The organism is Marinobacter piscis, from assembly GCF_007671655.1.
GTDB lineage: Bacteria > Pseudomonadota > Gammaproteobacteria > Pseudomonadales > Oleiphilaceae > Marinobacter > Marinobacter piscensis.
Genome location: NZ_VCGX01000002.1, coordinates 455,761 through 481,441, shown reverse-complemented (window position 1 = coordinate 481,441; position 25,681 = coordinate 455,761). Strand labels below are relative to the sequence as shown.

Sequence of the window (25,681 nt, the reverse complement as noted above, 5' to 3'; positions counted from 1 at the left end):
ACAGCAATCAATACGCATCTCTTCAGGGTTAAGTATTCGGGTTGTCAGACAGTATTTCAACTATCCGGATCTGAGTTTGTGAACAGGGTGACTGTGGTGTCAGGTATGATGGGCAAAACGTTAATAAACTTTTTCGCTTCTTTGCCATAGGGTCTTAATGAACAGGTTTATTCCCCGTCGCTGGCAGCGCTGGATCAATCGTCGAATACCCAGGTCGGATGTGCAGCTGCTTACCCAGAAAAACCTTTTTATATTGCCCACATCTGCCGGTGTGGTTTTCGCAATGCTGTTACTGCTTATGCTGATTACCGGCATTAACTATCAGAACAGTCTCATTTATCTGGTCACGTTTTTATTGGGTGCCGTGTTTATAGGCGCTATGTACCAGACGCATCGTACGCTGGCGGGTTTGGAACTCACCCTGGTGGAAGCAGGTGAAGGGTTCGCGGGCGATGACGTGTTGTTTCATTTACGTGCCACCGCCGGAAAGCAGGATGCCGTAGCCGTCATGTTGTCGGTAGATGATACGGGCGTTGGTATTGGCCATGTACCTGCCGGACAATCCAGAGAGGTGCGGCTTCCGGTTACGAGTCTGTCCCGGGGATACCTGCGGCCGGATCGGATCCGTATTGAAACCCGGTTCCCCTTTGGTTTGCTTAAGGCCTGGTCGTGGATGCGGCCGGTGACCGCTGGCATTGTGTTTCCCCGGCCTGTCGCAGCGCCTGAGACGCCGGGCGTGGCAAAGGAGGGCGATCAGACAACCGCCGCAACCCGTTCTTCAGACGGTAATGACCATGCCCAGCTCAGGCCCTGGCGGGAAGGTGATCTCAGCCAACGGGTTCTTTGGAAGCGTTATGCACGCAGCGGCCAGATGGTGGTGGCAGACTGGGAGGCTGATAAAGGCAGCCCTCACTGGCTGGATTTTGACAGGTTTGCGGGAGCGGAGTATGAGTTGCGGCTAAGCCACCTCTGCTGGCTCGTGGTTGAGCGTGGCAAGAGCGGTGCCAGATTTGGCCTGTCTCTGCCGGGACAGGCAATAGAACCGGATGCAGGCCCGGCCCACACAGTTCGCTGCCTGCGGGCGCTGGCAACCTGGGGTCAGCAAAAGCCGCGGGATGCGGTTGGCCTGCGCCATGGCACACGCCAGGATCCGGATGCCAAAGCAAGCGCCAGTATCGCAACAGGAGGCGGGTTGTGATTTCAGGGTATTTCGCGCGCAAATCGCAACTGAAAGCAGATAGGTTGCCTTCGGGGGCCTTGCTTTGGCTGGTTGCAAGTTTCGCACTGTTGCTGACACCACAGGTTGGCCGGCTTCCGCTCTGGCTACTTTCGGTATGCGGGCTTCTGGCAGGCTGGCGCTGGCTTGCACAGAAGGGCCGTGTCCGGCTGCCCGGGCGTTGGCTGCGCACAGGCATTATGTTGGCGTTGGTGGCGGTTTATCTGGTGCGTGTTCAGGGAAGCTTTACTGTCGATACAGCCGCCTCGTTCTTTGTGCTGGCAGTGGGCCTGAAGTGGCTTGAAACCCGCACGGCCCGCGACTTCTATGTGCTGTTTTATATTCTGGTTTATCTGGTAGCCGTAAACTTTCTGTTTCATCAGGAAATTCACTGGACACTGGTGAATCTGGGAGCGATTTTTTTATTGTTGACGGCCCTTCAGATGCTGAATGCGCCGGACCTGCCCGGAGGCGCCATGGCCAGTTGGCGTCGACTTGGGGGTATGTTGCTGAAAGTGCTGCCTGTTGTCGTGCTGCTATTCCTCTTTTTTCCCCGTGTAGCGCCTTTGTGGAGTGTGCCGCTGGTATCCGGTCAGGCGCGCAGCGGTATCAGCGATACTATGCGCCCGGGGGATATATCCAGCCTCGCGCAAAGCAGCGAGCGGGCATTTCGGGTCACGTTTGCCGGTGAATTTCCACAGAATCGTGATCGTTACTGGCGTGGACTGATTCTGGATACGCTTAAAGACGGCACCTGGCATCAGGGTGATACTGAATCCTTCCGTCCTCCCGGCCGGGTTAACCTGGATGGTGGCGTTGGTGAACTCCAGGTCCGGGAATATGACGTTCTGATGGAGCCAACGGATCAGCGCTGGGCCTTCGCCCTCAACGATTCTGCGGCGGTTTCTGACAATATTGCAGAGAAAGGCGACGGCCTGTTCCGGTTTCGCCGGCCTGCGGACAGCTCTGTACGCTACCGACTGGCTCTTGAGTCTTCGAATAACCCCGTGCCGCAAGACAGTGCGCTGAAACCCGGTGAAGCCAGTCGATACCTGCAGCTTCCGGCATCCGGAAACCCCAGGGCCCGGGCGCTGGCGGAGGATCTCCGGCAGTCAGCCAGCGATCTGGAAGTAATACGCAGGTTGATGAACCGGTTCCGGGAGCAGCCCTATTTTTATACGCTGAGGCCACCCAAAATGCCGGTTGATGGTGTCGACAGTCTTTTGTTTGCAGAGAAACGCGGTTTCTGTTCGCATTATGCTGGCGCAACAACCTTTGTGCTGCGCTCGGCTGGCATTCCGGCCAGGGTTGTTGTCGGGTACCAGGGCGGTGAAGCAGGCGCCGGAAATGAATATCTGGTCGTACGTCAATATGATGCCCACGCCTGGGTGGAGGCGTGGGTAGAAGGGCAGGGCTGGATTCGCGTTGACCCGACAGCGGCCATCGCACCGGACAGGATTGAGTCAGGGTTGCGGGAGGCTGTGGCCGGGGAAGGTTCATTTCTGGAGAATAACTGGGCGTCTGCCCAGAAGTATGGGAATGTGCCCCTGATTCAGTGGGCGAGTCAGCAACTCGATCGGATTAACTATAAGTGGCAGCGCTGGGTTGTCGGTTATCAGGGGCAGAGCCAGCTCAATCTTATGTCGCGTCTGCCCGGTGGCATCACCATGAAAGAACTGGGGTATATCACGGCGGGTATTGTCGGGCTGGGCTTGTTGGTGGCCGGCGCGGTTTCTGCGTTCCAGATGCGCCGGGGGCGCCGGCGGGATGGCTATGGGCGTGTCCTGAGTGCCTGGTACCGGTTATGCGAGCAGGCAGGCGTGCCAATAAGATACGGGGAGACACCGGCGGCCCAGGCGCTCAGGCTGGCTGAAGCCGAGCCGGCGGTGGCGGATTCAGCCCGGCTTTTTGCCCGGATGATCAACAGTCATTATTATAGGCCCCGATCTGGCCGGCGCTCGGTACAGGAGAGTAAATCCGAACTCAAACGTTTACGCAGGCTGCTGGTTTCAATGAGACGGCAGTTGCGCAGAGCAGGTAAAACACAGTGACTGATATTGCCGTTGATATGCCCTGGCTCAAGACCTCCTGGCAGACTGTCCAGGAGCGCCTGGCCGATGGCCGGTTCCCCCATGCTCTGCTGGTAACGGGGGAGAGTGGGGTTGGCAAGCGCGCCTGGGCCGATGCCGTGTCTGAACTATTGCTATGCACTTCACCTCTGAACAGCGAGGCAGGCGCGCCTGTTGCCTGTGGCCGGTGCCGGCAGTGTGAGTTAGTGGCTGCATCCAGCCACCCGGATGTGCGTGCTTTCTCACCGGAAAAATCCCGCATGATCCGTGTGGATCAGGTGCGTTCGCTTTCAGAGTTTGCGGTGTCATCGCCCCAGGTTGCAGAGCGGAAAGTTGCCATTATTGATCGTGCTGACCAGTTGAATATCAATGCCGCGAACGCTCTGCTGAAAACCCTGGAAGAGCCGGCTCCGGACTTTGTATTGCTGCTTTTGCAGGAAAGTGGCCGGCCCGTGCTACCAACCATCCGCTCCCGGTGTCAGGTTGTGCCTCTGCCTGTACCGTCTGCCGGGCAGGCTAATGAATGGCTCACCCGCAAGGTCGCCGGCCTCGACAGCGAAAACAGACCGTCGGCCGAGCAGTTGGCAAAAGCGCTGATGCTGGCGGGCAATGCGCCGCGGCTGGCTCTTGAGTATGCGACCGGTGAATTCCCCGGTCTGCGGGACGAGGCGTTCAACAAGTTTCGCGAATTCATGAGGGGGCAGGTTGCCGTAGCGGATGCCGCGAAGGCATTCAAGGCGCTTGGGCTGGAGGATATGCTCTGGCTGTTCGAAGGCTGGGCGGCGGATCTGGCACGTTTGTGTGCCGGCGGGCAGCCGGCGGACCCTGAGGCCGTGGAAATGCTGGGTTTTCTGGCCCGCAACAATCCTGCCTGGTGCGCCCATGAGTTGCTGGACCAGGTACGGGATGCCCGGGCCGCTGGGGTTTATAATGTGAACCCGGAGCTTGAAGCGAGTCGCTTGTTGATTGCCTGGCGCAACCTGATGCCCCGGAAACGCCGGGGATGATGTTTGCGCTTTTGCCGGGAACACCTGCTATGATTCGGAGTTATCATGGGTTTTGCTCCCACAGATTTGGATAATTACTAAAACGTTCATTTTGGAAAGGTGTCAGATATGGGGCCCGGAATTGGTGCACGCAGCGGCATACTCACCCTGACAATCAAGGATAAGGCCGTTTTGTACGCGGCTTATATGCCCTACATCCGTAATGGTGGATTGTTTATACCCACACAGAAACCCTACCAGCTTGGTGATGAGGTGTTTCTGCTGCTGAACCTGATTGATGAGCCCGAGAAGCTGCCTGTTGCAGGCAAGGTGGTGTGGATTACGCCAAAAGGGGCCCAGGGCAATCGGGCGGCCGGTATCGGTCTGCAGTTCAACGGTGAAGATGAAACCGCAAAAACGAGAATAGAATCCTACCTGGCAGGCTCTCTGAGTTCTGACCGTCCGACCCACACAATGTGAGGCAAGTGCACCAATGACTAATCTGGCTTTATCCTCCGATGCTCTGGCCGGCAAAGCAGAGGCCCGGGAAGTGCAGTGGCCGCTGCAGCACATTACCCTGGCCGGGCTGAACTGGGGGCCGGACGAGAGCAAAGCAGCGTCCGGCAAATTGCCCGTTATCATGCTTCATGGCTGGCTGGATAACAGTCAGACGTTTTGCCGCATTGCCCCGGAGCTGGCGGGAACGTTTTCATTACATGCCGTTGATTTCGCCGGTCATGGACATTCCGGCCATCGACCACCAGGGCAGGGTTACCAGTTAACGGACTATGTTGCTGATCTTGCTGAACTGGTTGAGCTGCATTTTGGTGGGGAGGATCAGGCCGGGCAGGTCGATATTGTGGGCCATTCCCTGGGCGGCATTGTGGGGACTCTTTATGCAGCAGCATTTCCCGAGCGGGTGCGCAAGTTAGTCATGATTGACAGCATCGGCGCTATGAGTCGCCCCGCCAGTGACACCGTGCCGCAGTTGCGCAAGGCGATAAAGAAACGCATGACCGGCTCCGGCCGGCCCGCGGTGTATCCTGATGTGGCCAGCGCAGCAAAAGTGCGCGAAGGTGGGCTCAGCCCCCTCAGTCATGAGGCAGCGCTGGCGTTGATGCCGCGTAACCTCAGGCCTGAGGGTGAAGGATACAGCTGGCGCACAGACGCCCGGTTGAGGCACCCGTCGCCGTTAATGATGACCGAAGAACAGGTATTGGCGTCCCTGAAAGCAGTAGAGGCCCGGACGCTGTTTTTACGGGCCCGGGAAGGACTGCTGGCCAGACGTGAAGGAATAGGCGCGCGGCTGGCAGCCATACCTCAGCTTCAGGTACTGGACATGCCGGGTGGGCACCACTGCCATCTGGATGGAGATACCCGTCCGGTCGCCAATGCTGTCAGAAACTTTCTGGAAAGTGAGTAACATCTTGCCCGTTTTGCTGATATTCAAACTGCTTGCTTCTGTAGTGCTGTTTACCGGATCTGCTTTTGCCAGTGCTGCATTGCCTGAAACCTTGCCGCAGCCTTTTCCCCAATCCAAACTGGAAACCTCGGTTGAGATTGAATCCTCAGGCCATCTGGTATTGTTCAGCCCGGTGCGGGAGGTCAACAACCAGATCCGTTCTGAAACCATGGCGCGTTTGCCAGTGACCGGGGAAGGGCGTTTGTATCAGATATCCCGGGATGCCAGTCGTCAGCAAGCTCGCGAGCACTACAGGCGTATATTACGGGAGCGGGGAGCGCAGATATTGTTTGAGTGCTCCGGAATCCGTTGTGGGCGGAGTAATGTCTGGGCTAACCAGATTTTTAATCAGTCCGTTCTCTATGGCCGCGATGCAACTCAGGATTACCTGGTTGCCGCGGTCACAACTGCTGATGGCAGCCGCTGGCTCACGTCTGTGTATACGGTTACCCGGGGAAACCTGAGAGAGTATGTATGGATGGAACACCTGCAAGTAGCGCCAGGCGCTCTTATTCCTGGTCTCGGGTCTTTGAGTGACCGGGTTTCCGGGCCGGTGGTTGTTCCCTGGCAGGGAGGAGTCACGTATCAGTTTGACTGGCAGGCCACAGACCGGCGAAGGATCAGTGAGCAGGCCCGGGCAAAGGGCGCTGTTGTTGTACTGGTAGGATATTCCGAACTCGGGGCCAGTGAGTCCTACGATGAATCAATGCAGCGCGCACGGGAGGCAGCCGAGTCACTATCCGAAGTGCTGAATAAGACCGGTGTCTCCAAACAACAGCAAGAGTTGGTGATTGTAGGGCCGTCGGTTGTCGTGACTGACCCGGGGCGCCAGGGTGATCGGGTGGAAGTAATGGTTATAACGAGGTAAGCCCATGTCGGAAAATGACGTCTCAAAGGTTGTCGAGAGTTCTGACCTGTCGGCCACAGAATCTGGCTCCGGCACTGACACCACACCTTCCGAACCCCGCCGTCAAACCGTTGCTCTGGCTCTGGGCAGTGGCGGTGCCCGGGGCTATGCCCATATAGGGGCAATTGAGATCCTGGTGGAGCGTGGTTACAACATTGTGGCCATTTCCGGCTGTTCCATGGGTGCGCTTATCGGTGGCATGTTTGCAGCCGGTAAAATGCAGGACTATAAAGACTGGGTCACCGGGCTGGGTCAGTTTGATGTACTCAAATTACTGGACCTCACGTTTAACCCGGTTGGCGCCATCCGCGGTGAAAAGATCTTCTCGGTTATGCGGGAAATGCTGGGCGATACCCGCATTGAAAACCTGCCGCTGCACTACACAGCTGTGGCTACGGATCTTCTTGCCCATAAAGAAATCTGGTTTCAGGAAGGGCCGCTGGACCGGGCCATCCGCGCATCTGTGGCCATTCCCAGTGTGGTTACGCCCCTGGTGCTTGGCAACCGGGTGCTAGTAGACGGTGCTTTACTTAATCCGCTGCCTATTATTCCTACAATTTCGGCCCACGCGGATCTGGTCGTGGCGGTCAACCTCAGTGGCGAAGATGACCGCAGTCAGCGAATACCGGATGCAGCTTTTTCTGGCCCCAAAGTCGATGGCGAGATGGACGAGTGGATGGGTGCGCTTCGGGAAACAGCATCCAGGTGGTTCGATTGGGATACCATAAAGTCCATGGGCGCGAAAAAAATGGCCGGAGCGGATAAGGACAGCGCGGAAGAAAAGATTTCCAGAGAAATGCAAAAGAAAGAAGAGCATAAGCGCAGCGATAAGGCGCTTGAGGAAGAGCGCGAGACCATTGACTGGGATAAACTGGGTATCGGCAAGTTTGATGTAATGAACCTCACCATTGAAACCATGCAGAATGCGCTGATTCAGTACAAGATTGCCGGTTATCCGCCGGACTTGCTGGTTAACATTCCGAAAAACTCTTGCCGGACTTATGATTATCATAAGGCGCCGGAGCTTATTCAGTTGGGTCGGGCACGCATGGCTGCGGCTCTGGACCGCTTCGAGGAAAATCAGAGCAGCTCAGGCCCCCTGGCCTTGTAAACCAAATCCGACATTACAGGAACCCGTGTTTGTGACCAGCCCAATAGACGATCTTCATACCGTTCGGGATTATCTCCGCTACGCTTCATCACAGTTTGCCGCTTCTCCGGTTTTTTTCGGCCATGGCACAGACAATGTGTGGGATGAGGCTGTGTATCTGGTGATTCGCAGTCTTCACCTTCCGGTAGACAACAACGCCGTGTTTCTGGATGCGCGCCTCACGCGTGCTGAGCGCCAGCTTGTGTATGAGCGTATCCGGCGTCGCATTGATGAGCGGATGCCGCTGGCGTATTTATTGGGCGAGGCCTGGTTTATGGGCATGCCATTTCATGTGGATGAGCGTGTGCTGGTGCCGCGTTCGCCTATTGCGGAACTGATTGAGAACGGGTTTCAGCCCTGGCTGGGGGATAAGCCGGTTGAGAGGATTCTTGATCTTTGCACCGGCAGTGGCTGTATAGGCATCGGCGCAGCATCCGTATTCGAGGATGCCAGTGTGGACTTGTCAGATGTATCGCCGGAGGCGCTGGCGGTTGCAGAGTCCAATATTGATCTTCATGAACTGCGGGGCCGGGTACGTACCGTACAGTCGGACGTATTCAGTCACATCAGAGGGCGCTACGATATTATTGTCAGTAATCCACCGTATGTTGATGCTGAAGATCTGGGCGACATGCCTGAAGAGTTTCATCATGAGCCTGCATTAGGCCTTGCGGCCGGGAATGACGGCCTGGATATTGCCCACCGGATTATTGCCAAAGCTGCTGACCACCTGACACCCGGTGGGCTGTTAGTGGTTGAAATGGGGAACAGCTGGGTTGCGCTGGATGAAGCTTATCCGGAGTTGCCGTTTATCTGGCTGGAGTTCGCAAACGGTGGCGACGGTGTGTTTGCACTGACGGAGCAGGACCTTCGAGAGTACCAGAAAAACTCTTGATCCTTTTTGTTAATATACGCTAATAAGATATTGAATTATGTCTGGAAACTCGTTCGGAAAACTGTTTACTGTTACCAGCTTCGGTGAAAGCCACGGCGCGGCTCTGGGCTGCATTATTGATGGCTGTCCTCCCGGAATTGAATTGTCTGAAGCCGATATGCAGGCTGATCTGGACCGTCGCAAGCCGGGCACGTCGCGGTATACGACGCAACGCCGTGAGGCAGATGAAGTTCGTATTTTGTCGGGGGTGTTTGAAGGGAAAACCACGGGCACACCCATCGGCCTGGTGATTGAGAATACAGATCAGCGCTCGAAGGACTACTCAAAAATCAAGGAGCAGTTCCGTCCGGCCCATGCCGACTATACGTATATGCATAAATACGGTGTTCGGGATTATCGGGGCGGGGGCCGTTCGTCGGCCCGGGAGACAGCCATGCGTGTCGCGGCCGGTGCCGTGGCCCGGAAGTTTCTGCAGCAGCGTCTGGGAATAAGGATTCGCGGTTATTTGTCTGAGCTTGGTCCCATACGTGCTGAAAAGCTGGACTGGGATCAGATACACCAGAATCCGTTTTTCTGTCCCGATGTGGATAAGGTGCCGGAAATGGAAGCGTACATGGATGCGCTGCGCAAGGAAGGCGACTCGATTGGTGCGCGGATTAATGTGGTTGCGGACAATGTGCCTCCTGGTCTGGGGGAACCGGTGTTTGATCGTCTGGATGCGGATCTGGCGCATGCGTTGATGAGTATTAACGCTGTTAAAGGCGTGGAGATTGGTGCCGGTTTTGGTGCGATTACGCAAAAAGGCACAGAGCACCGTGATGAGATGACGCCGGAGGGCTTTTTGTCTAATCAGGCTGGGGGTGTGCTGGGTGGTATTTCATCGGGGCAGCCTTTGCTAGCGAGTATTGCTCTGAAGCCGACGTCCAGCTTACGGTTGCCGGGGCGTGGTATTGATGTGCATGGTAATTCGGTGGAGGTGATCACCACGGGACGGCATGATCCGTGTGTGGGTATTCGAGCTACGCCGATTGCGGAGGCGATGATGGCTATTGTGCTGATGGATCATTATTTGCGCCATCGGGCTCAGAATGGGGATGTTGTGGTTTCTACTCCGGTTATTGGGCAGCTCTGAACCCGAATGCCTGGTGAAACGATTCAGTCAGGTGAAGCTGTTCAAAAAACGCCCGTAGATACATCCCTGTAGGGCTTCGTCGCGCCATCCCTGGCGCTCCAGATTTTTGAACAGCTTCACCTGACCAAATCGCTCTAGTTCGCGGTTTGCCCGACCAAGGCGGGCGGGCTGCGGGTACCGGTTACTTCTTACTCTTACCTTCCTCTTCCTCTTCCTCTTGAACAATGGCTAACAGCGCCTTTGCGGCGTTGCCCGGCTGTCGGCCGGTCAGGCCTATGCCCCCGAGAACCCGGGTAACAGAAGTTACCCCCTCAAGTACCTTCAGGCTTTCATCGATTATGCGCAGTGGGAGTACGCTCCAGCCGAGGCCAACGCTGGTCATCATTTTCAGGGTTTCCAGGTAGTTGGTGGGCATTTGTGGGTGCAGGGGCAGGTTTGCTTCCAGGAACAGGCGGCTGACTACCCGGTAGGTTGAGGTGGCGGTGTCCGGAAGCAGGGCCGGGTGTGGCGCCAGGTCTGCGAGTTTTGGTTTTTTCAGCGACGCCAAGGGGTGGTCGGTTCCTGCCACAAAGGCCATGGGGTCAGGCCATTGGGCAAATACCTGGAAGCTGGGAGGCATGCTGTCGCTCAGGGTGACGAACGCCAGTTCGGCGTTGCGTTTGCGCATTTGTTCGTAGGCGGCATCGGATTCCATGAATTGCAGGTTGATGGCGACCTGAGGGTGTTCGCGTTTGAAGCGTCGCAGCCATTTGGGCAGGTGGTGCAGGCCTATGTGGTGGCTGGCTATGATGTGCAGTTCGCCTTCTATCTGCGTCGACTCGGGAGACAGGGCTATGCGGGCGTTGTGGATTTCATCCAGGATTTTCCGGGCGTGGGGGAGCAGTCGGTTTCCTGAGTCGGTTGGGCGGATGTGGCGGTGGCTGCGTTCAATCAGGGTTGTGCCAAGCTGGTTTTCCAGGGCAGCCAGGCGTTTGCTGATGGCTGGTTGGGTGAGGTGTAATTGCTCTGCCGCTTCCGAGAATGAGCCTCGGTCGACGATGGTGAGAAAGGCTTTGAGCGCATTTGAGTCCACGGCTGTGCTCCTTCGGTGCGGAATAGCCCGAGGTTATCGCATAACTGAATGGAATGCGATGAATGAAATTAATGAATTGCGGTTATCCGGGGGCGGGCGGTATGATAGGTGTATTATTAATCAACAGTGTGCAGTACGCTCAAGGGTGCTGAACTCTGTGCATAAAGCAAGTGAGAGAGTGTAATGGCGGGTAAGACTTTATACGACAAGTTATGGGATGACCATCTGGTTAAGCAACGGGAGGATGGTTCGGCCCTTATTTATATTGATCGTCACCTGTTACATGAAGTGACGTCTCCTCAGGCGTTTGAGGGTTTGCGTCTGGCCGGGCGTAAGCCGTGGCGCATCGATGCCAATCTGGCGACACCGGATCACAACGTGCCCACAACTGACCGGGAGAAGGGGATTGAGGGCATTGTTGACCCTGTGTCCCGGATCCAGGTGGAAACCCTGGGCAAGAACTGCGATGAGTTCGGGATTCTTGAGTTCAAGATCAAAGACAAGCGTCAGGGGATTGTGCATGTGATCGGGCCGGAGCAGGGCGCAACCCTGCCTGGTATGACCATTGTGTGTGGTGATTCCCACACCTCCACCCATGGTGCGTTCGGTTGTCTTGCCCACGGGATAGGGACGTCCGAGGTTGAGCATGTTCTGGCTACGCAGTGCCTGGTTCAGCAGAAAATGAAAAACATGCTGGTGAAGGTAAACGGCCAGCTTGGTAAGGGTGTGACCGGCAAGGACGTTGTACTAGCGATTATCGGTAAAATCGGTACCGCCGGCGGCACCGGCCATGCCATTGAGTTTGGTGGCGAAGCCATTCAGAACCTGAGCATGGAAGGTCGGATGACTATCTGTAATATGGCGATTGAAGCCGGTGCCCGGGTGGGCATGGTGGCGGTTGACGGCACTACCATAGACTATGTGAAAGACCGGCCGTTCTCGCCCAGGGGTGAAACCTGGGATGCTGCGGTTAAATACTGGCGGACGCTGCACAGTGATCTGGATGCGGAGTTTGACAAGGTCGTTGAGCTGGAAGGCTCGGAGATTCTGCCGCAGGTGAGCTGGGGCACGTCTCCGGAGATGGTCGCAGACGTTACCGGCAATGTGCCGGACCCGGCCAAAGAAGATGACCCTATCAAGCGCGAAGGTATTGAGCGCGCGTTGAAATACATGGGGCTGCGGCCAAATCAGGCGATTACCGACATCCAGCTCGATCGGGTATTTATTGGCTCCTGTACCAACAGCCGTATTGAGGACTTGCGTGAGGCAGCCGTTGTTGTCAAAGGCCGTAAGGTTGCAGACAGCCTCAAGCAGGCAATGGTGGTGCCTGGTTCCGGTCTGGTTAAGGCCCAGGCTGAAGCGGAAGGTCTGGATAAGATATTCCTCGAGGCGGGTCTTGAATGGCGCGATCCGGGTTGCTCCATGTGTCTGGCCATGAATGCCGACAAGCTGGGGCAGGGGGAGCACTGTGCTTCTACCTCTAACCGTAACTTTGAAGGCAGGCAGGGTTTTGGTGGTCGTACGCATCTGGTAAGCCCCACCATGGCAGCGGCTGCTGCCATCCACGGTCATTTTGTTGATGTTAGCGAACTGCTGAACTGAGCCACAGGAGAGAACTGAACCATGCGCGCATTTACGCAACACCAGGGCCTTGTGGCCCCCATGGACCGTTCCAACGTGGATACGGACATGATTATTCCCAAGCAGTTTCTGAAGTCCATCAAACGCACCGGTTTTGGTCCGAACCTGTTTGATGAACTGCGATACCTTGATGAGGGAAAGCCCGATCAGGACAGTTCCCAGCGTCCGCTGAACCCGGACTTTGTGCTTAACCAGCCGCGCTATGAGGGCGCCAGTGTTCTGCTGGCCCGGAGTAACTTCGGTTGCGGCTCCAGCCGGGAACATGCCCCCTGGGCGCTCGATGACTATGGCTTTCGGGTAATTATTGCCCCCAGTTTTGCGGATATCTTCTACAACAACTGCTTTAAGAATGGACTGCTACCGATTGTTCTTGAAGAGAAAGTGGTTGATCAACTGTTTCAGGAGACAGAGGAAACTGAAGGTTATCAGCTGGCCATCGACCTGGAGGCACAAACCGTAACCACACCTTCCGGTGAGTCATTCAGCTTTGACGTTGACAGTTTCCGGCGTCACTGTCTCCTGAATGGGCTGGATGATATTGGCGTGACTCTGGAGGATGCAGAGCTGATCAAATCCTATGAGGAGCAGCGGCGCCAGACGGCCCCCTGGTTGTTTAACGCCGGACAGTAGGCTGTGTTTATCGCCCGGAAGCGTGATGCGTTACCGGGCAATGTTTAATTTGCCGGGGCAGTACAACCTGGCACAGAGATTTGGAAACCATCATGTCCCGAACAGTACTTCTTTTGCCCGGAGACGGCATTGGCCCGGAAATAGTTGCGCAAGCGGAGAGAATTCTGCGTGCGGTGAATGAGAAATTTGATCTTAATCTCACGTTTGAGTCAGCCCTGGTTGGTGGCGCGGCACTGGACGAGATGAATACGCCTCTGCCGGATGCAACTCTCGACAGAGCCACGAAAGCAGATGCTATTCTGCTGGGCGCAGTAGGCGGCCCCAAGTGGGATGGCCTGCCCATGGCGGAGCGTCCCGAGAAAGGGCTTCTGGGCCTGCGCTCAAAGCTTGAGCTGTTCGCCAACCTGCGCCCTGCAGTTCTGTACCCGCAACTGGCGTCGGCGTCTTCCCTTAAGCCGGAAGTGGTTTCGGGGCTGGATATCATGATTGTGCGCGAACTTACCGGCGGTATTTATTTTGGCCAGCCACGGGGAGTCCGGCAGCTGGAAAGCGGTGAGCGCCAGGGGTTTAACACCTATACCTATACAGAATCAGAAGTCCGCAGGATTGGCCGGGTGGCATTTGAAGCAGCGCAGCAACGCAATAAAAAGTTGTGCTCGGTAGATAAGGCCAACGTTCTGGAAGTAACCGTGATGTGGCGTGAAATCATGAACGACCTGCAGCGTGAATATCCCGACGTTGAGCTGTCCCATATGTATGTGGATAACGCAGCCATGCAACTGGTCCGCGCACCGAAACAGTTCGATGTGATTGTGACTGGCAACATGTTTGGTGATATTCTGTCAGATGAAGCAGCTATGCTTACCGGTTCGATTGGTATGCTGCCGTCGGCGTCGCTGAACTCCGAAAAACAGGGCATGTATGAGCCTTGCCATGGTTCAGCACCGGATATCGCCGGCCAGGGTATGGCCAATCCGCTGGCAACCATTATCAGTGCTGCAATGATGTTGCGGTACAGCCTCAATGAAGAAGAGGCTGCGGCTGCCATAGAAGCAGCTGTAAACACAGTATTGGATCAGGGGCTGCGCACAGCCGACATCATGTCGGAAGACGGCACCCGGGTATCCACCAGCGAAATGGGTGATGCGGTACTGGCTGCTCTGTAATTAATGCTTATCTCCGACAGCAACGGGATGCGGTTGCTGCGGTGTCATTCATCCCGTCCCTGCCGGCGATAGAGGCTGAGGGCGGGCATAAAACGAGATTCAAAGGTCGCACATGAAGCGAGTTGGACTTGTAGGTTGGCGCGGTATGGTGGGCTCAGTCCTCATGCAGCGCATGCGTGAAGAAAACGATTTCTCTGATATCGATCCGGTGTTTTTCTCGACGTCCCAGACTGGTCAGCCAGCACCGGACGTAGGAAGAGAAGGGGTGCCTCCGCTACAGGATGCTTTCGATATCGAAACCCTCAAAACCCTGGATGTTGTACTTACGTGCCAGGGCGGTGATTACACCAATGCAGTTTATAATAAACTGCGCGATGCAGGCTGGAACGGCTACTGGATTGATGCCTCTTCCGCACTGCGTATGGCGGATCATTCCGTTATTGTTCTGGATCCGGTCAACCGCAATGTAATCGACAGCGCCCTTGAGAGTGGCGTGAAAGACTATGTTGGCGGTAACTGCACCGTTAGTCTGATGATGCTTGCGCTGGGTGGCTTGCTGGAGCAGGACCTGGTTGAGTGGGTATCCCCGATGACCTATCAGGCAGCGTCCGGATCCGGTGCCAAGCACATGCGTGAACTTCTTAACCAGATGGGTGAGCTGAATCAGTGTGCCAGCGATGAACTGGCAAGTCCGTCGTCAGCCATTCTGGACATTGACCGCAAGGTTATCGACACCATGCGTTCAGAGAATTTTCCAACAGAGCACTTCCAGGTGCCTCTGGCAGGCAGTCTGATTCCGTTCATCGACAGCCAGCTTGAGAATGGCATGAGCAAGGAAGAGTGGAAAGCCGGAGTAGAGACAAACAAGGTTCTTGGTCGCTCTGACAACCCGATACCTATCGATGGTATCTGTGTTCGTATCGGTGCCATGCGCTCCCACAGTCAGGCGCTTACGATCAAGCTGAAGAAAGACCTGCCAGTGGCTGAAATCGAGTCAATTCTGGCGAACGCTAACGACTGGGTGAAGGTTATTCCCAACGATCGTGATGCCAGCATTGAAGAGCTTACACCGGCTAAAGTGACCGGAACTCTGAGTGTGCCGGTCGGGCGTATTCGCAAACTGGCTATGGGTCCTGAATATATTTCCGCATTTACGGTTGGCGATCAGCTACTGTGGGGTGCTGCAGAACCCTTGCGTCGTATGTTACGGATTCTTCAGGAAGGTTAAGAATTGTTACACACAGGCAATTAATGCCAACTGCGTCCGGTTTCAGGAAGCCGGTTAAGGGGCGGAGGCTGATTTCAGGCTCCGCCCCTGTTATTTTCCGGGGTGCTAACAGGTTCCGCTTAGATGATGATGTGCTGAAAGGATTACGGCTGAATAATTGATAAATGAGGCTTTATCACTAATACTTGCCGGGTTTTACATTAATAATGCGAAAGGTCGAACATCCCCCCTCGTCCGACTCTGTTTTACAAAAAAACAGTCACGCATAACCGAGACTGGAAAGGAATAAGCATGAAGGTACGCAAGCTTGCGGTTGCACTGGCCCTTGCGGGAGGGTTGGGGTCTGGCATCGCTCAGGCTCTTGGGCTGGGTGAGATAGAGCTAAGATCCTATCTGAATGAGCCCATGAACGCTGACATTGTTCTGCCCCAGAGCCGTGGTGTTGATTCCGCAGATGTGTTTGTGAATGTAGCTCCCGAAAAAGCCTATCGACGACTGGGTCTGGATCGTAACCAGTTTGTGGGCAAGCTTCAGTTCGATGTGGAAACCCAGCCCGATGGCAGTCTGGTCGTAAACGTTTCTTCCCGTGAGCCTTTGCGGGAGCCGTACCTCAATTTCCTGCTTGAGTTGACCTGGCCCAATGGCCGGTTGATGCGTGAGTATGCGGTTCTGGTGGACCCGCCGGTTTATGCTGAAGAGTCCGGGGTGAAGGAGCAGGTTCGTGCTCCCTCGAGCAGGCAGGCAGATAACACAGCTGCTCCTTCGGCGCGGAATTCCGGAACCGCAAACCGGCAGCCGCAAAATCAGTCTTCACAGAGCACCAGATATCAGCGGGAAACCTTCGGTCCCACGGGCGAGGCTGACACGCTCTGGAGCATTGCCTCTGCTTTACGCCCGGACAACAGTGTTACCACACAGCAGGTTATGCTGGCATTGCAGGATCTGAACCCTGACGCATTTATTGATAATAACATCAATAAACTCAAGCGCGGGCAAGTGCTGCGCGTTCCCAGCGCCGACCAGATTCGCAGTCGGAGTCACGCCCAGGCATCGCGCATGGTGGCTCAACAGAATCAACAGCTTGAAGATACGCGCAGAACCGTCGATGCCACGCCCACCCGGCAAACAGACAATGACACGGAAAAGGCGCAAGCCGGAACCGATGAGCTGAAACTGATTGTAGCCGACGATGAGGGTCGCCGCAGTGAAAGTGAAGGCGGCTCTGCGGGTGGTGATGGAGCACTCGCAGGAGGTGCTGATGCGGGGTCAGCCGTTGCCATGGAGGAGCTTGACCGGGCTCGCCGCGAAAATGCGGAGTTGAGTGAGCGTCTGGACGATCTGCAGGAGCAGGTTGAGACCCTGCAGCGCCTGCTTGAGCTCAAGAACAGTCAGCTTGCAGGAATGCAGGAAGGCGTTGCCAACAGTGACCCGGATTCCGGGCGCAGTGACGCTGCAACGGAGCAACCATCGCCGCAGAGTGAGGGCAGTGCTGATACTGCAGACCCCGCGGGCGAGGCCGAAGCCAATGACCCAGACGCGTCTGTGCAAGCAGAGGACATCGCTGATCAGCAATCAGAGCCGAAAACTGATGAAACGGACACTCCCGCAAATACCTCAGACGTTGCTGCCAGTGAAGGTGGTGACGACAGTGAAAGTGCTACTGGTGATATAGCTGAAGAGGAAAGTAGTGACGCCGGGGCGGTGACCGCAGCGCCTGAAACTCTGGCCTCGGCGCCGGAGCAAAATACACAGCCAGAGTCCAGGCCTGCCATTGATAAAGGCTTTCCGGCTAACATGATTGATGCGGTTATCAATAACCGCACCTACCAGTTTGCCTTGGGAGGTGGACTCCTTGTTTTGCTCCTGATTCTGCTGCTTCTTGCTCGTCGCAGTGCCAGCAAGGAAAAGGAGTTTTACGAACAATTCAACCGGGAGTCTGATGACTTTGATGACACGCTCGACCTGGGACTGACTCAGGCCGGAGCAAAGGAAACTGCTGAGCCAGAGCCTGCTGAAGAACCGCAAAACGAAGAGTCCTCAGCATTCTTTGACAACAAACTGTTAGCGGATCAATACGATGCCGGGCAGGAAGACGAGGTTGAAGAAGAGTTCAGCGATTTTGAGGCGGAACTGAGCAAAATAGACTCTGGAACCATTGAAAACGCAGAAATATCTGCAGAAACATCCGCTGACTCGAATCAGGGTGAGGAAGACGTTTTCGACCTGGATCTGGACGAGTCGTTCCTGGATGAGCTGGATGCTGAACTCGATAAGGTTGCAGGTGAAGATAGCGAGCCCGAGCCGGAACTGGAGCCCGAGCCCGAGCCCGAGCCTGAGCCTGAGCTCGGCGGTTCTGAAATGGAAGAATCCACCCTCGATGATTTTGAAATGGATCTATCCCATGACGATCTCGCTCTTATGGATGAGTTTACAGATTCGGCAGACCCCGCCAGTGAAGTGTCGGCTGAAGACGACCTTTCACTGGATGAGGAGCTGAACTTGGAAGATGCGCTCGAGTCAGAAAGTGAACCAGAGAGTGAGCCTGAGGCAGAAAGTGCAGAGCCGGGTCTGGACGACGATGACGAATTCGACTTTCTCGCCGGAACAGATGAAAACGCAACAAAACTCGATCTGGCCCGAGCCTATGTGGAAATGGGGGATCAGGATGGTGCCCGGGATATCCTTGAGGAAGTTGCCGTGGAAGGGGATGAGTCACAGAAGGGCGAGGCGCAGGAATTGCTTAAAAACCTGAACTGATTCGTTATAATGAGGTAATCAGGCAACAAGCGCCGGCTTGTCGGAGGCTACTCCGGCACTCAGCCGGCGTTTTGTTTTATCGTAATATATATTTCTGGACTCACTCTTGTTTCTTTACCCTCAGCAACTGACAACGGATAACGCCATCGGTGATGGGCGGGTTGTGCTGTGTTTTGAGTACGATGGCCGCAAGTTTCATGGCTGGCAGCAGCAAAAATCCGGTGTCAGGTCAGTGGAGGCGGAGCTTACCAAAGCTGTTGCTAAAGTAGCGGATCATCCGGTAGAACTCGTAAGCGCAGGCCGTACGGATACCGGCGTGCACGCCAGCTACCAGGTGGCACACTTTGAGACAACCTCGATCCGCAACCTTCGCTCATGGGTTATGGGCATTAACACGGCTTTGCCATTTGATATAGCCGTTCACTGGGCGGGGAATAGCACAGAAGACTTTCACGCCCGTTTTTCTGCCACCTACAGGCGTTATCGGTATATTATTTACAATAATCAGGTGCGTCCCGGAATACAGCGAGGCCAGGTGAGCTGGACTTTTCGGGAACTGAACGCGGCACGCATGCATGAGGCTGCCCAGGCTCTTGTGGGCGAGCATGACTTTTCAGCCTTCCGGGCCGCGGGTTGCCAGTCGCGGACGCCCGTTCGTTTTCTGGAGCAGATCAAGGTAACCCGAACCGGGGATTTCGTGGTGATTGATGTGCAGGCGAATGCGTTTGTACACCACATGGTCCGTAATATTGCCGGTGCCCTGATCGCTGTTGGAACGGGGAAGCAGTCAGCGTCCTGGATTCGTGCGATACTGGAAGGCAGGGATCGTACTCAGGCTGGAGTGACTGCCCCATCCGACGGTCTGTATCTGGTTGATGTCGGCTACCCCGGGAACTTCGGCATCCCCGCAGCGGAATGTGGGCCAGGCTTTGTCAGACCCTGGTTCAGCCGGGCCGAAAACACCCCGGTGGATCCGACGCACATTCATCAGAAGCGAAAACCGATGCAGGTGTCATGAGTACACGCGTTAAAATTTGCGGTCTGACCCGGGCTGAGGATGTCCACGCATGTGTTTCCCAGGGGGCAGACGCGCTTGGTTTTGTATTTTACGGGCCCAGCCCCCGCGCCGTAACCCCGGAGCAGGCGGAGCGCCTGGCTCGCGACATCCCTGCATTTGTTTCTGTTGTAGGGTTGTTTGTTAACCCTACGGAGGCAGAGGTCAGGGAGGTTCTTGGCCGCCTGCCGCTGGACTTGTTGCAGTTTCATGGCGATGAATCTGCGGAATTCTGTAACCAGTTTGGCCGCAGATGGATAAAGGCCGTGAGAGTGCGGCACGCCGGCCAGATTGAGCAGGCCTTTAAAGATTATTCCCGGGCCTCAGGGCTTTTGGTAGATGCCTGGGATCCGGACCGTTATGGAGGCACCGGGCAACAGTTTAACTGGGACCTGATCCCGGCAGAACGTGCTTTGCCCCTTATATTGGCCGGTGGATTGTCATCTGATAATGTAGCTGGCGCTATAGGAAAGGTGAGGCCCTGGGCTGTTGATGTCAGTGGTGGTGTTGAAAAGAACAAGGGTATCAAGGACATCGAAAAAATTTGCGACTTTATAAAAGAGGTTCACCGTGTCTGAAAAACTGACTGAAGAAATGCTGACGGCACTGCCTGATTCCCGGGGGCATTTTGGCGCCTTCGGTGGACGTTTCGTTTCTGAAACGCTGATGGACTCCCTGATGACCCTTGAACGGGAATACCTTCGGTTGAAGAAGGATCCTGAATTCCAGGCCACTTTCGATCAGGACCTTGCTGATTACGTGGGTCGGCCGAGCCCGCTGTATTTTGCGGAACGTCTGACCCGGGAGACAGGGGGGGCGCAGATCTGGCTGAAGCGCGAAGACCTGAACCACACCGGAGCTCACAAGGTAAACAACACCATCGGTCAGGCGCTGCTGGCCAGCTTTCTGGGCAAAAAACGCATCATTGCCGAGACTGGCGCCGGTCAGCATGGTGTGGCTACGGCCACAGTCTGCGCCCGTCTGGGTCTTGAATGTCATGTGTTTATGGGAGCCGAAGACGTCCAGCGCCAGTCGCTGAATGTGTACCGCATGAAGCTCCTCGGGGCTGAGGTCCATTCCGTTGAAAGCGGAAGTCGTACCCTCAAGGACGCGATGAATGAAGCCATGCGTGACTGGGTCACGAATGTAGACGATACCTTTTATATTATCGGAACCGTAGCGGGTCCCCACCCTTATCCCTTGCTGGTACGCGACTTCCAGGCGGTCATCGGTCGGGAGACCCGGCGCCAGTCGCTGGAAAAAACCGGAAAACTCCCGGATGCTCTGGTGGCCTGTGTCGGTGGTGGATCCAATGCCATCGGAATGTTTTATCCGTTCCTGACTGATGAGTCTGTTCAGCTCTATGGGGTTGAAGCCGGAGGTCACGGGATTGGTACCGGTGAGCACGCAGCACCTTTATGTGCCGGTCGCCCCGGGGTACTCCACGGCAACCGTACTTATCTGATGGAAGATGAGCATGGACAGATTGCAGGTACTCACTCAGTCAGTGCGGGGCTGGACTATCCGGGCGTAGGACCAGAGCACAGCTGGCTCAAGGATATCGGACGCGCCAACTATGTGTCGGTAACCGACGATGAGGCGCTCGAAGCCTTCCGCATGCTGACCCTGGTTGAGGGCATTATGCCCGCGCTGGAATCCGCGCACGCGGTTGCATATGCTGTCAAGCTTGCAGCGACGATGGATAAAGACCAGATGATAGTGATCAACTTGTCCGGTCGCGGTGACAAAGATATTCATACCATTGCCCAGTTGGACGGTATCGAACTCTGAATAATCGACAGGAGCAGGCATGAGCCGAATTGAAGGGGTTCTCCAGACCCTCAGAAGTCAGGGCCGTAAGGCACTGATTCCGTTTATTACCGCGGGTGACCCTCACCCGGACGAGACTGTGGGCCTGATGCATACGATGGTCGATGCAGGGGTGGATATCATAGAACTGGGAGTGCCTTTCTCAGACCCGATGGCGGACGGTCCGGTCATTCAGCTTGCCAGTGAGCGGGCACTGAAGCAGGGTACAACCCTGCGCCGGGTGCTGGCGATGGTGAGCGAGTTCAGGCAAAGCAATGACACGACACCCGTTGTGCTGATGGGCTACCTGAACCCGATTGAAGCCATGGGTTACGAAGCCTTTGCCGACGCAGCGATTGAAGCCGGTGTAGACGGCGTACTGACGGTGGATCTGCCGCCGGAAGAAGCGGACAAGGTGGCGCCTCTGTTTGCTCAGAGGGGGCTGGACCCCATCTTTTTGCTGGCACCGACAACCACCGATGAGAGAATTCGGGCAATTTCCGGGCACTCTTCGGGATATGTGTACTATGTTTCATTTAATGGTGTTACCGGCGCTGCCAGAATCAACGTAGAGGAAGTTGCTGCCCGAGTGGCCCATATTCATGAGCTGACCGCTTTGCCGGTAGGTGTGGGTTTCGGTATTCGCGACGCAGAAACGGCGGCGGCCGTCGGGCAGGTATCCGATGGTGTAATTGTTGGCAGTGTCCTGGTCGATACAATAGCCAGAAATCAGGCAGATATCGAAGCCCTTAAACTGGCACTGACGGATCTGCTCAACCCGATGCGTGAAGCACTGGACAGCCTGGCTTCCTGACCCGGAAGGTGAGGGCAGACCGGAACCAAAAGACAGGATAAAACATGAGTAACTGGCTGGATAAAATAATGCCGGGCAAGATCCGCTCGGAATCCAAACGCAGAACAGGCGTTCCTGAAGGGCTGTGGAAAAAATGCCCCAAATGCGGGGCCTTTCTTTACAAGCCGGAACTGGAAAAGAACCTGGACGTTTGCCCGAAATGTAACCATCACCACAGAGTTCCCGCGCGCCGTCGTCTCGATATTTTTCTGGATAAGGATGACCGGGAGGAAATCGGCGCCGACCTGGAGCCCTGGGACCGACTGAAGTTCAAGGACACCAAACGCTATAAAGACCGCCTCGTCCAGGCCCAGAAAGCAACCGGCGAGAAAGACGCACTTGTCGCCTTTAAAGGCAAAACTCTGGGTGTGCCACTGGTTGCTGCCTCCTTCGAATTTGGCTTTATGGGTGGGTCCATGGGGCAGGTGGTCGGCGAAAAGTTTGTACAGGCCGCCAACGTTGCGCTTGCAGAGCGAATTCCTCTGGTTTGTTTTTCAGCCAGTGGTGGCGCTCGTATGCAGGAGGCCATTTTGTCCCTGATGCAGATGGCTAAAACTGCAGCCGTACTGGAGCGTATGAAACAGGAAGGCATTCCTTATGTTTCTGTGATGACCGACCCGGTCTTTGGCGGGGTCTCCGCAAGCCTGGCAATGCTGGGCGATCTCAATATTGCTGAACCGAACGCGCTGATCGGCTTTGCCGGCCCGCGTGTTATCGAACAAACTGTGCGTGAAAAGTTGCCAGAGGGTTTCCAGCGTAGTGAGTTTCTGCTGGAGCATGGGGCAATTGATATGATTCTGCATCGGCATCAGATGCGTGAACGCATTGCGCACCTGCTGGCGAAGTTTAACGGCCAGGAGCGTCCCGGCACCGATGAGCCCATTGAGTTTGAAATAACGGAAAAACCAGACGTTGACACACCTACCGAGTAATACGGGGTTGCAAGCCCCCGCAGCCCCGGAGGCGGGGGCCACTGTCGGGCAATGGCTGTCGTGGCTTGAGTCCATTCACCCGGCCGAGATAGACCTGGGACTTGAAAGGGTACTCGAGGTTTTTCAACGGCTGTTCCCCCGCAGGCCGACCGCCCGGGTCGTAACTGTTGCCGGCACGAACGGCAAGGGCAGCACCGTTGCGGCCCTTGAAGCGCTTTTGCGAGCTTCCGGTCGCCAGACAGGTGCTTACACCTCTCCCCATCTGGTGAATTACAACGAACGCATTCGCATTGACGGTACGGATGTGAGTGATGCAGCGCTCATTGCTGCGTTTGAAGAAGTTGAGGCCGCCCGTGGCTCAATTACGCTTACCTATTTCGAGTTCGGCACCCTGGCGGCCTTTGTTGTGCTCGCAAACGCGGGTGTGCAGGACTGGATTCTGGAGGTGGGGCTTGGTGGTCGGCTCGATGCAGTTAATGTGATTGACGCTGATCTGGCGGTTATCACGTCGGTGGATGTTGACCATGTGGCTTTTCTTGGTACTAACCGCGAGATAATCGGACTGGAGAAAGCCGGTATTCTTCGTCCCGGTATGCCGGCGATTGTTGCCGATACAGATCCGCCCCGCTCAGTGCTTCAGGAAGCGGTTGCCCGACAAGCGAATCTTACCCGTGCGGGTCGGGACTATACCATTGAGGAATCTTCCGATGCCTTATCGGCGACGCTGAATTTTCAGGACCGGACCATCCGGCTGCCCGCCGGGCCCTTGCCCGTACAGAGTGTAGCCGCAGCTGTTGTAGCCGCCCAGATACTAGAACCGGCTACAACGGATGCAGACACTGAGGCGGCTCTGGCAGGGGTTAGTGCGCCCGGCCGTTTCGAGCTTCTGGCGCGCCACCCCGATGTATATGCAGACGTCGGCCATAACCCCCATGCCGCACGTTGGCTGTGCGAGCGCCTGCAGAGCCTGGAAACCAGGGGTCGGAAGGTTCATGCAGTGTATGCTGCGCTGGCCGACAAGGATGTGCAGGGTGTTGCCCGGGCTATGGCCCCGGTTGTGGATTGCTGGTACCTGTCAGGACTGGACGCACCCAGAGGCCTGACCCCGGAAGCTCTTGAAACCCGACTCGCACCCTGCAAATTGAATCAGGTGCAGAGCTGCAATTCGGTTGCGGAGGCTATCACTGCCGCTAAGGGGCAGGCCGGGGTGGATGATATCCTGATTGTGTTTGGCTCGTTTTTTACGGTTGCTGAGGCGCGCACCCTGCTTTTGTAAACCTGTGGCGAGGGCCTTAAACTTTGTTCATAGCGGGGTCCGGAGCTTTGAGTTCTGTCAGGCTGGCAGTTAGTATGTTTCAGTACAAACGAACGAGGAGCCAAGAAACGTGGATGGACTGAAACAAAGAATCATTGGAGCCCTGGTTCTGATTTCACTGGCTGTTATTTTTGTGCCCATGGTGTTCGATGAGCCGCATTCCGAACGCACATCCACGTCTATAAATCTCCCTGAAGAGCCACCCTTTCCTGAGGTGGATGCTCCTGAATCAGCCGCTGCAGTTTCGCCTGAGAATCAGCAGGATAAGGCAGAGAGTTCAGGCTCGGATGTACCGGATTTCCGTATCCGTGAAGAAGACTCACCGCAGCCCGAGGCGTCGCCCGAACCTCAGGAAAATAACGTCGTCGGCGATGCAAAGCCTGCTGCAACCGAAAGCACTGAACCAACGTCAGCGGTTACCACACCGGCCAAACCTGAACCGGTTGCAGCTGAGGAACCAGCACCAGAGAAAACCGCGCCCGTTGCAGAGCCCGAACCGGAAAGCACCGAGTTTACCCGTTCGCTGAAGGGTGCATGGGTGGTTCAGCTTGGAAGTTTCGGTGATGGTGATAACGCCCGGAGGCTTCGGGACAAGGTGCGCGAAAAGGGTTACAACTCCCATCTTCAGGAGGTTGTTCGTGGTGGTAAGACCTTAACCCGGGTATTCAGTGGACCCTTCGCGGAAAAGTCCAAGGCCGAGGCTGCCAAAAAGACCCTGGACGAGACGTTCAGCCTGAACAGCCTGGTGGCCTCCGGCGATAAATAGCGCTTTTTCTGCTTTATATCATTCTGGCAGTTTGGCCCGGCGGGGTTTCCTGATAGAATCCCCGCTTCCTTTTCTCTACCGGGATTTCCATGGAAGCGCTGATCTGGATTGACTGGGTCATCATCGCCCTCATTACAGTATCTACACTTATCAGTCTTAAACGCGGCTTCGTTAAGGAAGCCTTGTCTCTGGTCACCTGGATAGGTGCCTTTATACTTGCCCGTACCTTTCATCCCCAGATGCAGGCCCTGCTTGAAAACACGGTTGAAACGCCACTGGTGCGGCTTATCGCCGCCTTCGCGATTCTCTTTTTTGGAACCCTGATTGTAGGTGCCATCATTAATAATATGATCGGGCACCTGGTTCGCGCCACCGGGCTTTCTGCGACGGATCGCGTTCTGGGCATGGGCTTTGGTCTGGTAAGAGGTCTTGTTGTGGTTGTTGTAGCAATTGCGTTCATTCGTTACACCCCACTGTCTCAGGATACCTGGTGGAGAACCTCTGTCATGATTGACCGCCTGGCAGTGGTAGAAGACTGGTCCCGTCGAACATTCGGTGATGAATTCGCCCGTTTTCTTGAACCCGAACCCCAAAAAGGCGCGGAACCCGCCTCCGCGTCTCGTTAACATTCAGACCTAACC

Annotated in this window: 23 protein-coding genes; 22 read left to right on the top strand and 1 reads right to left on the bottom strand. The window is 55.7% G+C overall.

The window, feature by feature from the left end; translation table 11 throughout:
- Positions 1-157: 157 nt before the first annotated feature.
- From FFI95_RS07960 to aroC, 9 genes are all read left to right on the top strand, one after another.
- The gene (locus tag FFI95_RS07960; RefSeq protein WP_144821892.1) at positions 158-1,198 is read left to right on the top strand and encodes a DUF58 domain-containing protein; all 1,041 of its coding nucleotides are present in this window, start codon (positions 158-160) and stop codon (positions 1,196-1,198) included.
- Entirely contained in the window at positions 1,195-3,267 is a 2,073-nt protein-coding gene (locus FFI95_RS07955) for a transglutaminase TgpA family protein (RefSeq protein ID WP_246069452.1), read from the top strand. The genes FFI95_RS07960 and FFI95_RS07955 overlap by 4 nt, the downstream gene beginning before the upstream one ends.
- Positions 3,264-4,292 (top strand): DNA polymerase III subunit delta', encoded by a 1,029-nt coding sequence (gene holB, locus FFI95_RS07950; protein WP_144821891.1) that lies wholly within the window; start codon positions 3,264-3,266, stop codon positions 4,290-4,292. The genes FFI95_RS07955 and holB overlap by 4 nt, the downstream gene beginning before the upstream one ends.
- Before the next feature lie 108 nt (positions 4,293-4,400).
- Positions 4,401-4,751, top strand: a complete 351-nt coding sequence (locus FFI95_RS07945; protein WP_144821890.1) for a PilZ domain-containing protein — start codon at positions 4,401-4,403, stop codon at positions 4,749-4,751.
- A 13-nt stretch (positions 4,752-4,764) separates the two neighbouring features.
- A complete protein-coding gene (locus tag FFI95_RS07940) occupies positions 4,765-5,694 on the top strand; it encodes an alpha/beta fold hydrolase (protein ID WP_144821889.1) in 930 nt (309 codons plus the stop codon).
- A complete protein-coding gene (locus FFI95_RS07935; protein ID WP_342778841.1) occupies positions 5,687-6,601 on the top strand; it encodes a DUF4892 domain-containing protein in 915 nt (304 codons plus the stop codon). Before FFI95_RS07940 ends, FFI95_RS07935 begins: the two co-directional genes overlap by 8 nt.
- Positions 6,602-6,605: 4 nt before the next feature.
- Positions 6,606-7,751, top strand: a complete 1,146-nt coding sequence (locus FFI95_RS07930) for a patatin-like phospholipase family protein (protein ID WP_144821887.1) — start codon at positions 6,606-6,608, stop codon at positions 7,749-7,751.
- A 31-nt stretch (positions 7,752-7,782) separates the two neighbouring features.
- Positions 7,783-8,685 (top strand): 50S ribosomal protein L3 N(5)-glutamine methyltransferase, encoded by a 903-nt coding sequence (gene prmB, locus FFI95_RS07925; RefSeq protein ID WP_144821886.1) that lies wholly within the window; start codon positions 7,783-7,785, stop codon positions 8,683-8,685.
- Between the two features lie 37 nt (positions 8,686-8,722).
- On the top strand, positions 8,723-9,817 hold the full coding sequence (gene aroC, locus FFI95_RS07920; protein ID WP_144821885.1) for a chorismate synthase: 1,095 nt from the start codon (positions 8,723-8,725) through the stop codon (positions 9,815-9,817).
- Positions 9,818-9,998: 181 nt separating this feature from the next.
- Here the strand turns inward: aroC and FFI95_RS07915 are convergent, their stop codons facing one another.
- On the bottom strand, positions 9,999-10,889 hold the full coding sequence (locus FFI95_RS07915; protein WP_144821884.1) for a LysR family transcriptional regulator: 891 nt from the start codon (positions 10,887-10,889) through the stop codon (positions 9,999-10,001).
- 183 nt (positions 10,890-11,072) lie between these two features.
- Between FFI95_RS07915 and leuC the strand changes: the two genes are divergently transcribed.
- From leuC to FFI95_RS07850, 13 genes are all read left to right on the top strand, one after another.
- Positions 11,073-12,491 carry a 3-isopropylmalate dehydratase large subunit gene (gene leuC / locus FFI95_RS07910; RefSeq protein ID WP_144821883.1) on the top strand — a complete coding sequence of 473 codons (1,419 nt, stop codon included), beginning with the start codon at positions 11,073-11,075 and terminating at the stop codon, positions 12,489-12,491.
- A 21-nt stretch (positions 12,492-12,512) separates the two neighbouring features.
- The gene (leuD, locus tag FFI95_RS07905; protein ID WP_144821882.1) at positions 12,513-13,160 is read left to right on the top strand and encodes a 3-isopropylmalate dehydratase small subunit; all 648 of its coding nucleotides are present in this window, start codon (positions 12,513-12,515) and stop codon (positions 13,158-13,160) included.
- Between the two features lie 92 nt (positions 13,161-13,252).
- Positions 13,253-14,326 (top strand): 3-isopropylmalate dehydrogenase, encoded by a 1,074-nt coding sequence (gene leuB / locus FFI95_RS07900; RefSeq protein WP_144821881.1) that lies wholly within the window; start codon positions 13,253-13,255, stop codon positions 14,324-14,326.
- Positions 14,327-14,438: 112 nt separating this feature from the next.
- Entirely contained in the window at positions 14,439-15,554 is a 1,116-nt protein-coding gene (gene asd, locus FFI95_RS07895; RefSeq protein WP_144821880.1) for an aspartate-semialdehyde dehydrogenase, read from the top strand.
- 291 nt (positions 15,555-15,845) lie between these two features.
- Complete coding sequence (locus tag FFI95_RS07890) at positions 15,846-18,311, top strand: motility hub landmark protein FimV (RefSeq protein ID WP_144821879.1); 2,466 nt, start codon at positions 15,846-15,848, stop codon at positions 18,309-18,311.
- A gap of 106 nt (positions 18,312-18,417) precedes the next feature.
- On the top strand, positions 18,418-19,329 hold the full coding sequence (truA, locus tag FFI95_RS07885; RefSeq protein WP_144821878.1) for a tRNA pseudouridine(38-40) synthase TruA: 912 nt from the start codon (positions 18,418-18,420) through the stop codon (positions 19,327-19,329).
- Complete coding sequence (locus FFI95_RS07880) at positions 19,326-19,943, top strand: phosphoribosylanthranilate isomerase (protein WP_246069451.1); 618 nt, start codon at positions 19,326-19,328, stop codon at positions 19,941-19,943. Before truA ends, FFI95_RS07880 begins: the two co-directional genes overlap by 4 nt.
- A gap of 4 nt (positions 19,944-19,947) precedes the next feature.
- The gene (gene trpB, locus FFI95_RS07875; RefSeq protein ID WP_373880399.1) at positions 19,948-21,156 is read left to right on the top strand and encodes a tryptophan synthase subunit beta; all 1,209 of its coding nucleotides are present in this window, start codon (positions 19,948-19,950) and stop codon (positions 21,154-21,156) included.
- A gap of 19 nt (positions 21,157-21,175) precedes the next feature.
- Positions 21,176-21,988, top strand: a complete 813-nt coding sequence (gene trpA / locus FFI95_RS07870; protein ID WP_144821875.1) for a tryptophan synthase subunit alpha — start codon at positions 21,176-21,178, stop codon at positions 21,986-21,988.
- 44 nt (positions 21,989-22,032) lie between these two features.
- Entirely contained in the window at positions 22,033-22,959 is a 927-nt protein-coding gene (accD, locus tag FFI95_RS07865) for an acetyl-CoA carboxylase, carboxyltransferase subunit beta (protein ID WP_144821874.1), read from the top strand.
- On the top strand, positions 22,940-24,235 hold the full coding sequence (folC, locus tag FFI95_RS07860) for a bifunctional tetrahydrofolate synthase/dihydrofolate synthase (protein WP_144821873.1): 1,296 nt from the start codon (positions 22,940-22,942) through the stop codon (positions 24,233-24,235). The genes accD and folC overlap by 20 nt, the downstream gene beginning before the upstream one ends.
- A 109-nt stretch (positions 24,236-24,344) precedes the next feature.
- Complete coding sequence (locus FFI95_RS07855; protein WP_178974730.1) at positions 24,345-25,040, top strand: SPOR domain-containing protein; 696 nt, start codon at positions 24,345-24,347, stop codon at positions 25,038-25,040.
- A gap of 89 nt (positions 25,041-25,129) precedes the next feature.
- Positions 25,130-25,666 carry a CvpA family protein gene (locus FFI95_RS07850; RefSeq protein ID WP_144821872.1) on the top strand — a complete coding sequence of 179 codons (537 nt, stop codon included), beginning with the start codon at positions 25,130-25,132 and terminating at the stop codon, positions 25,664-25,666.
- The last annotated feature ends 15 nt before the right edge of the window (positions 25,667-25,681 follow it).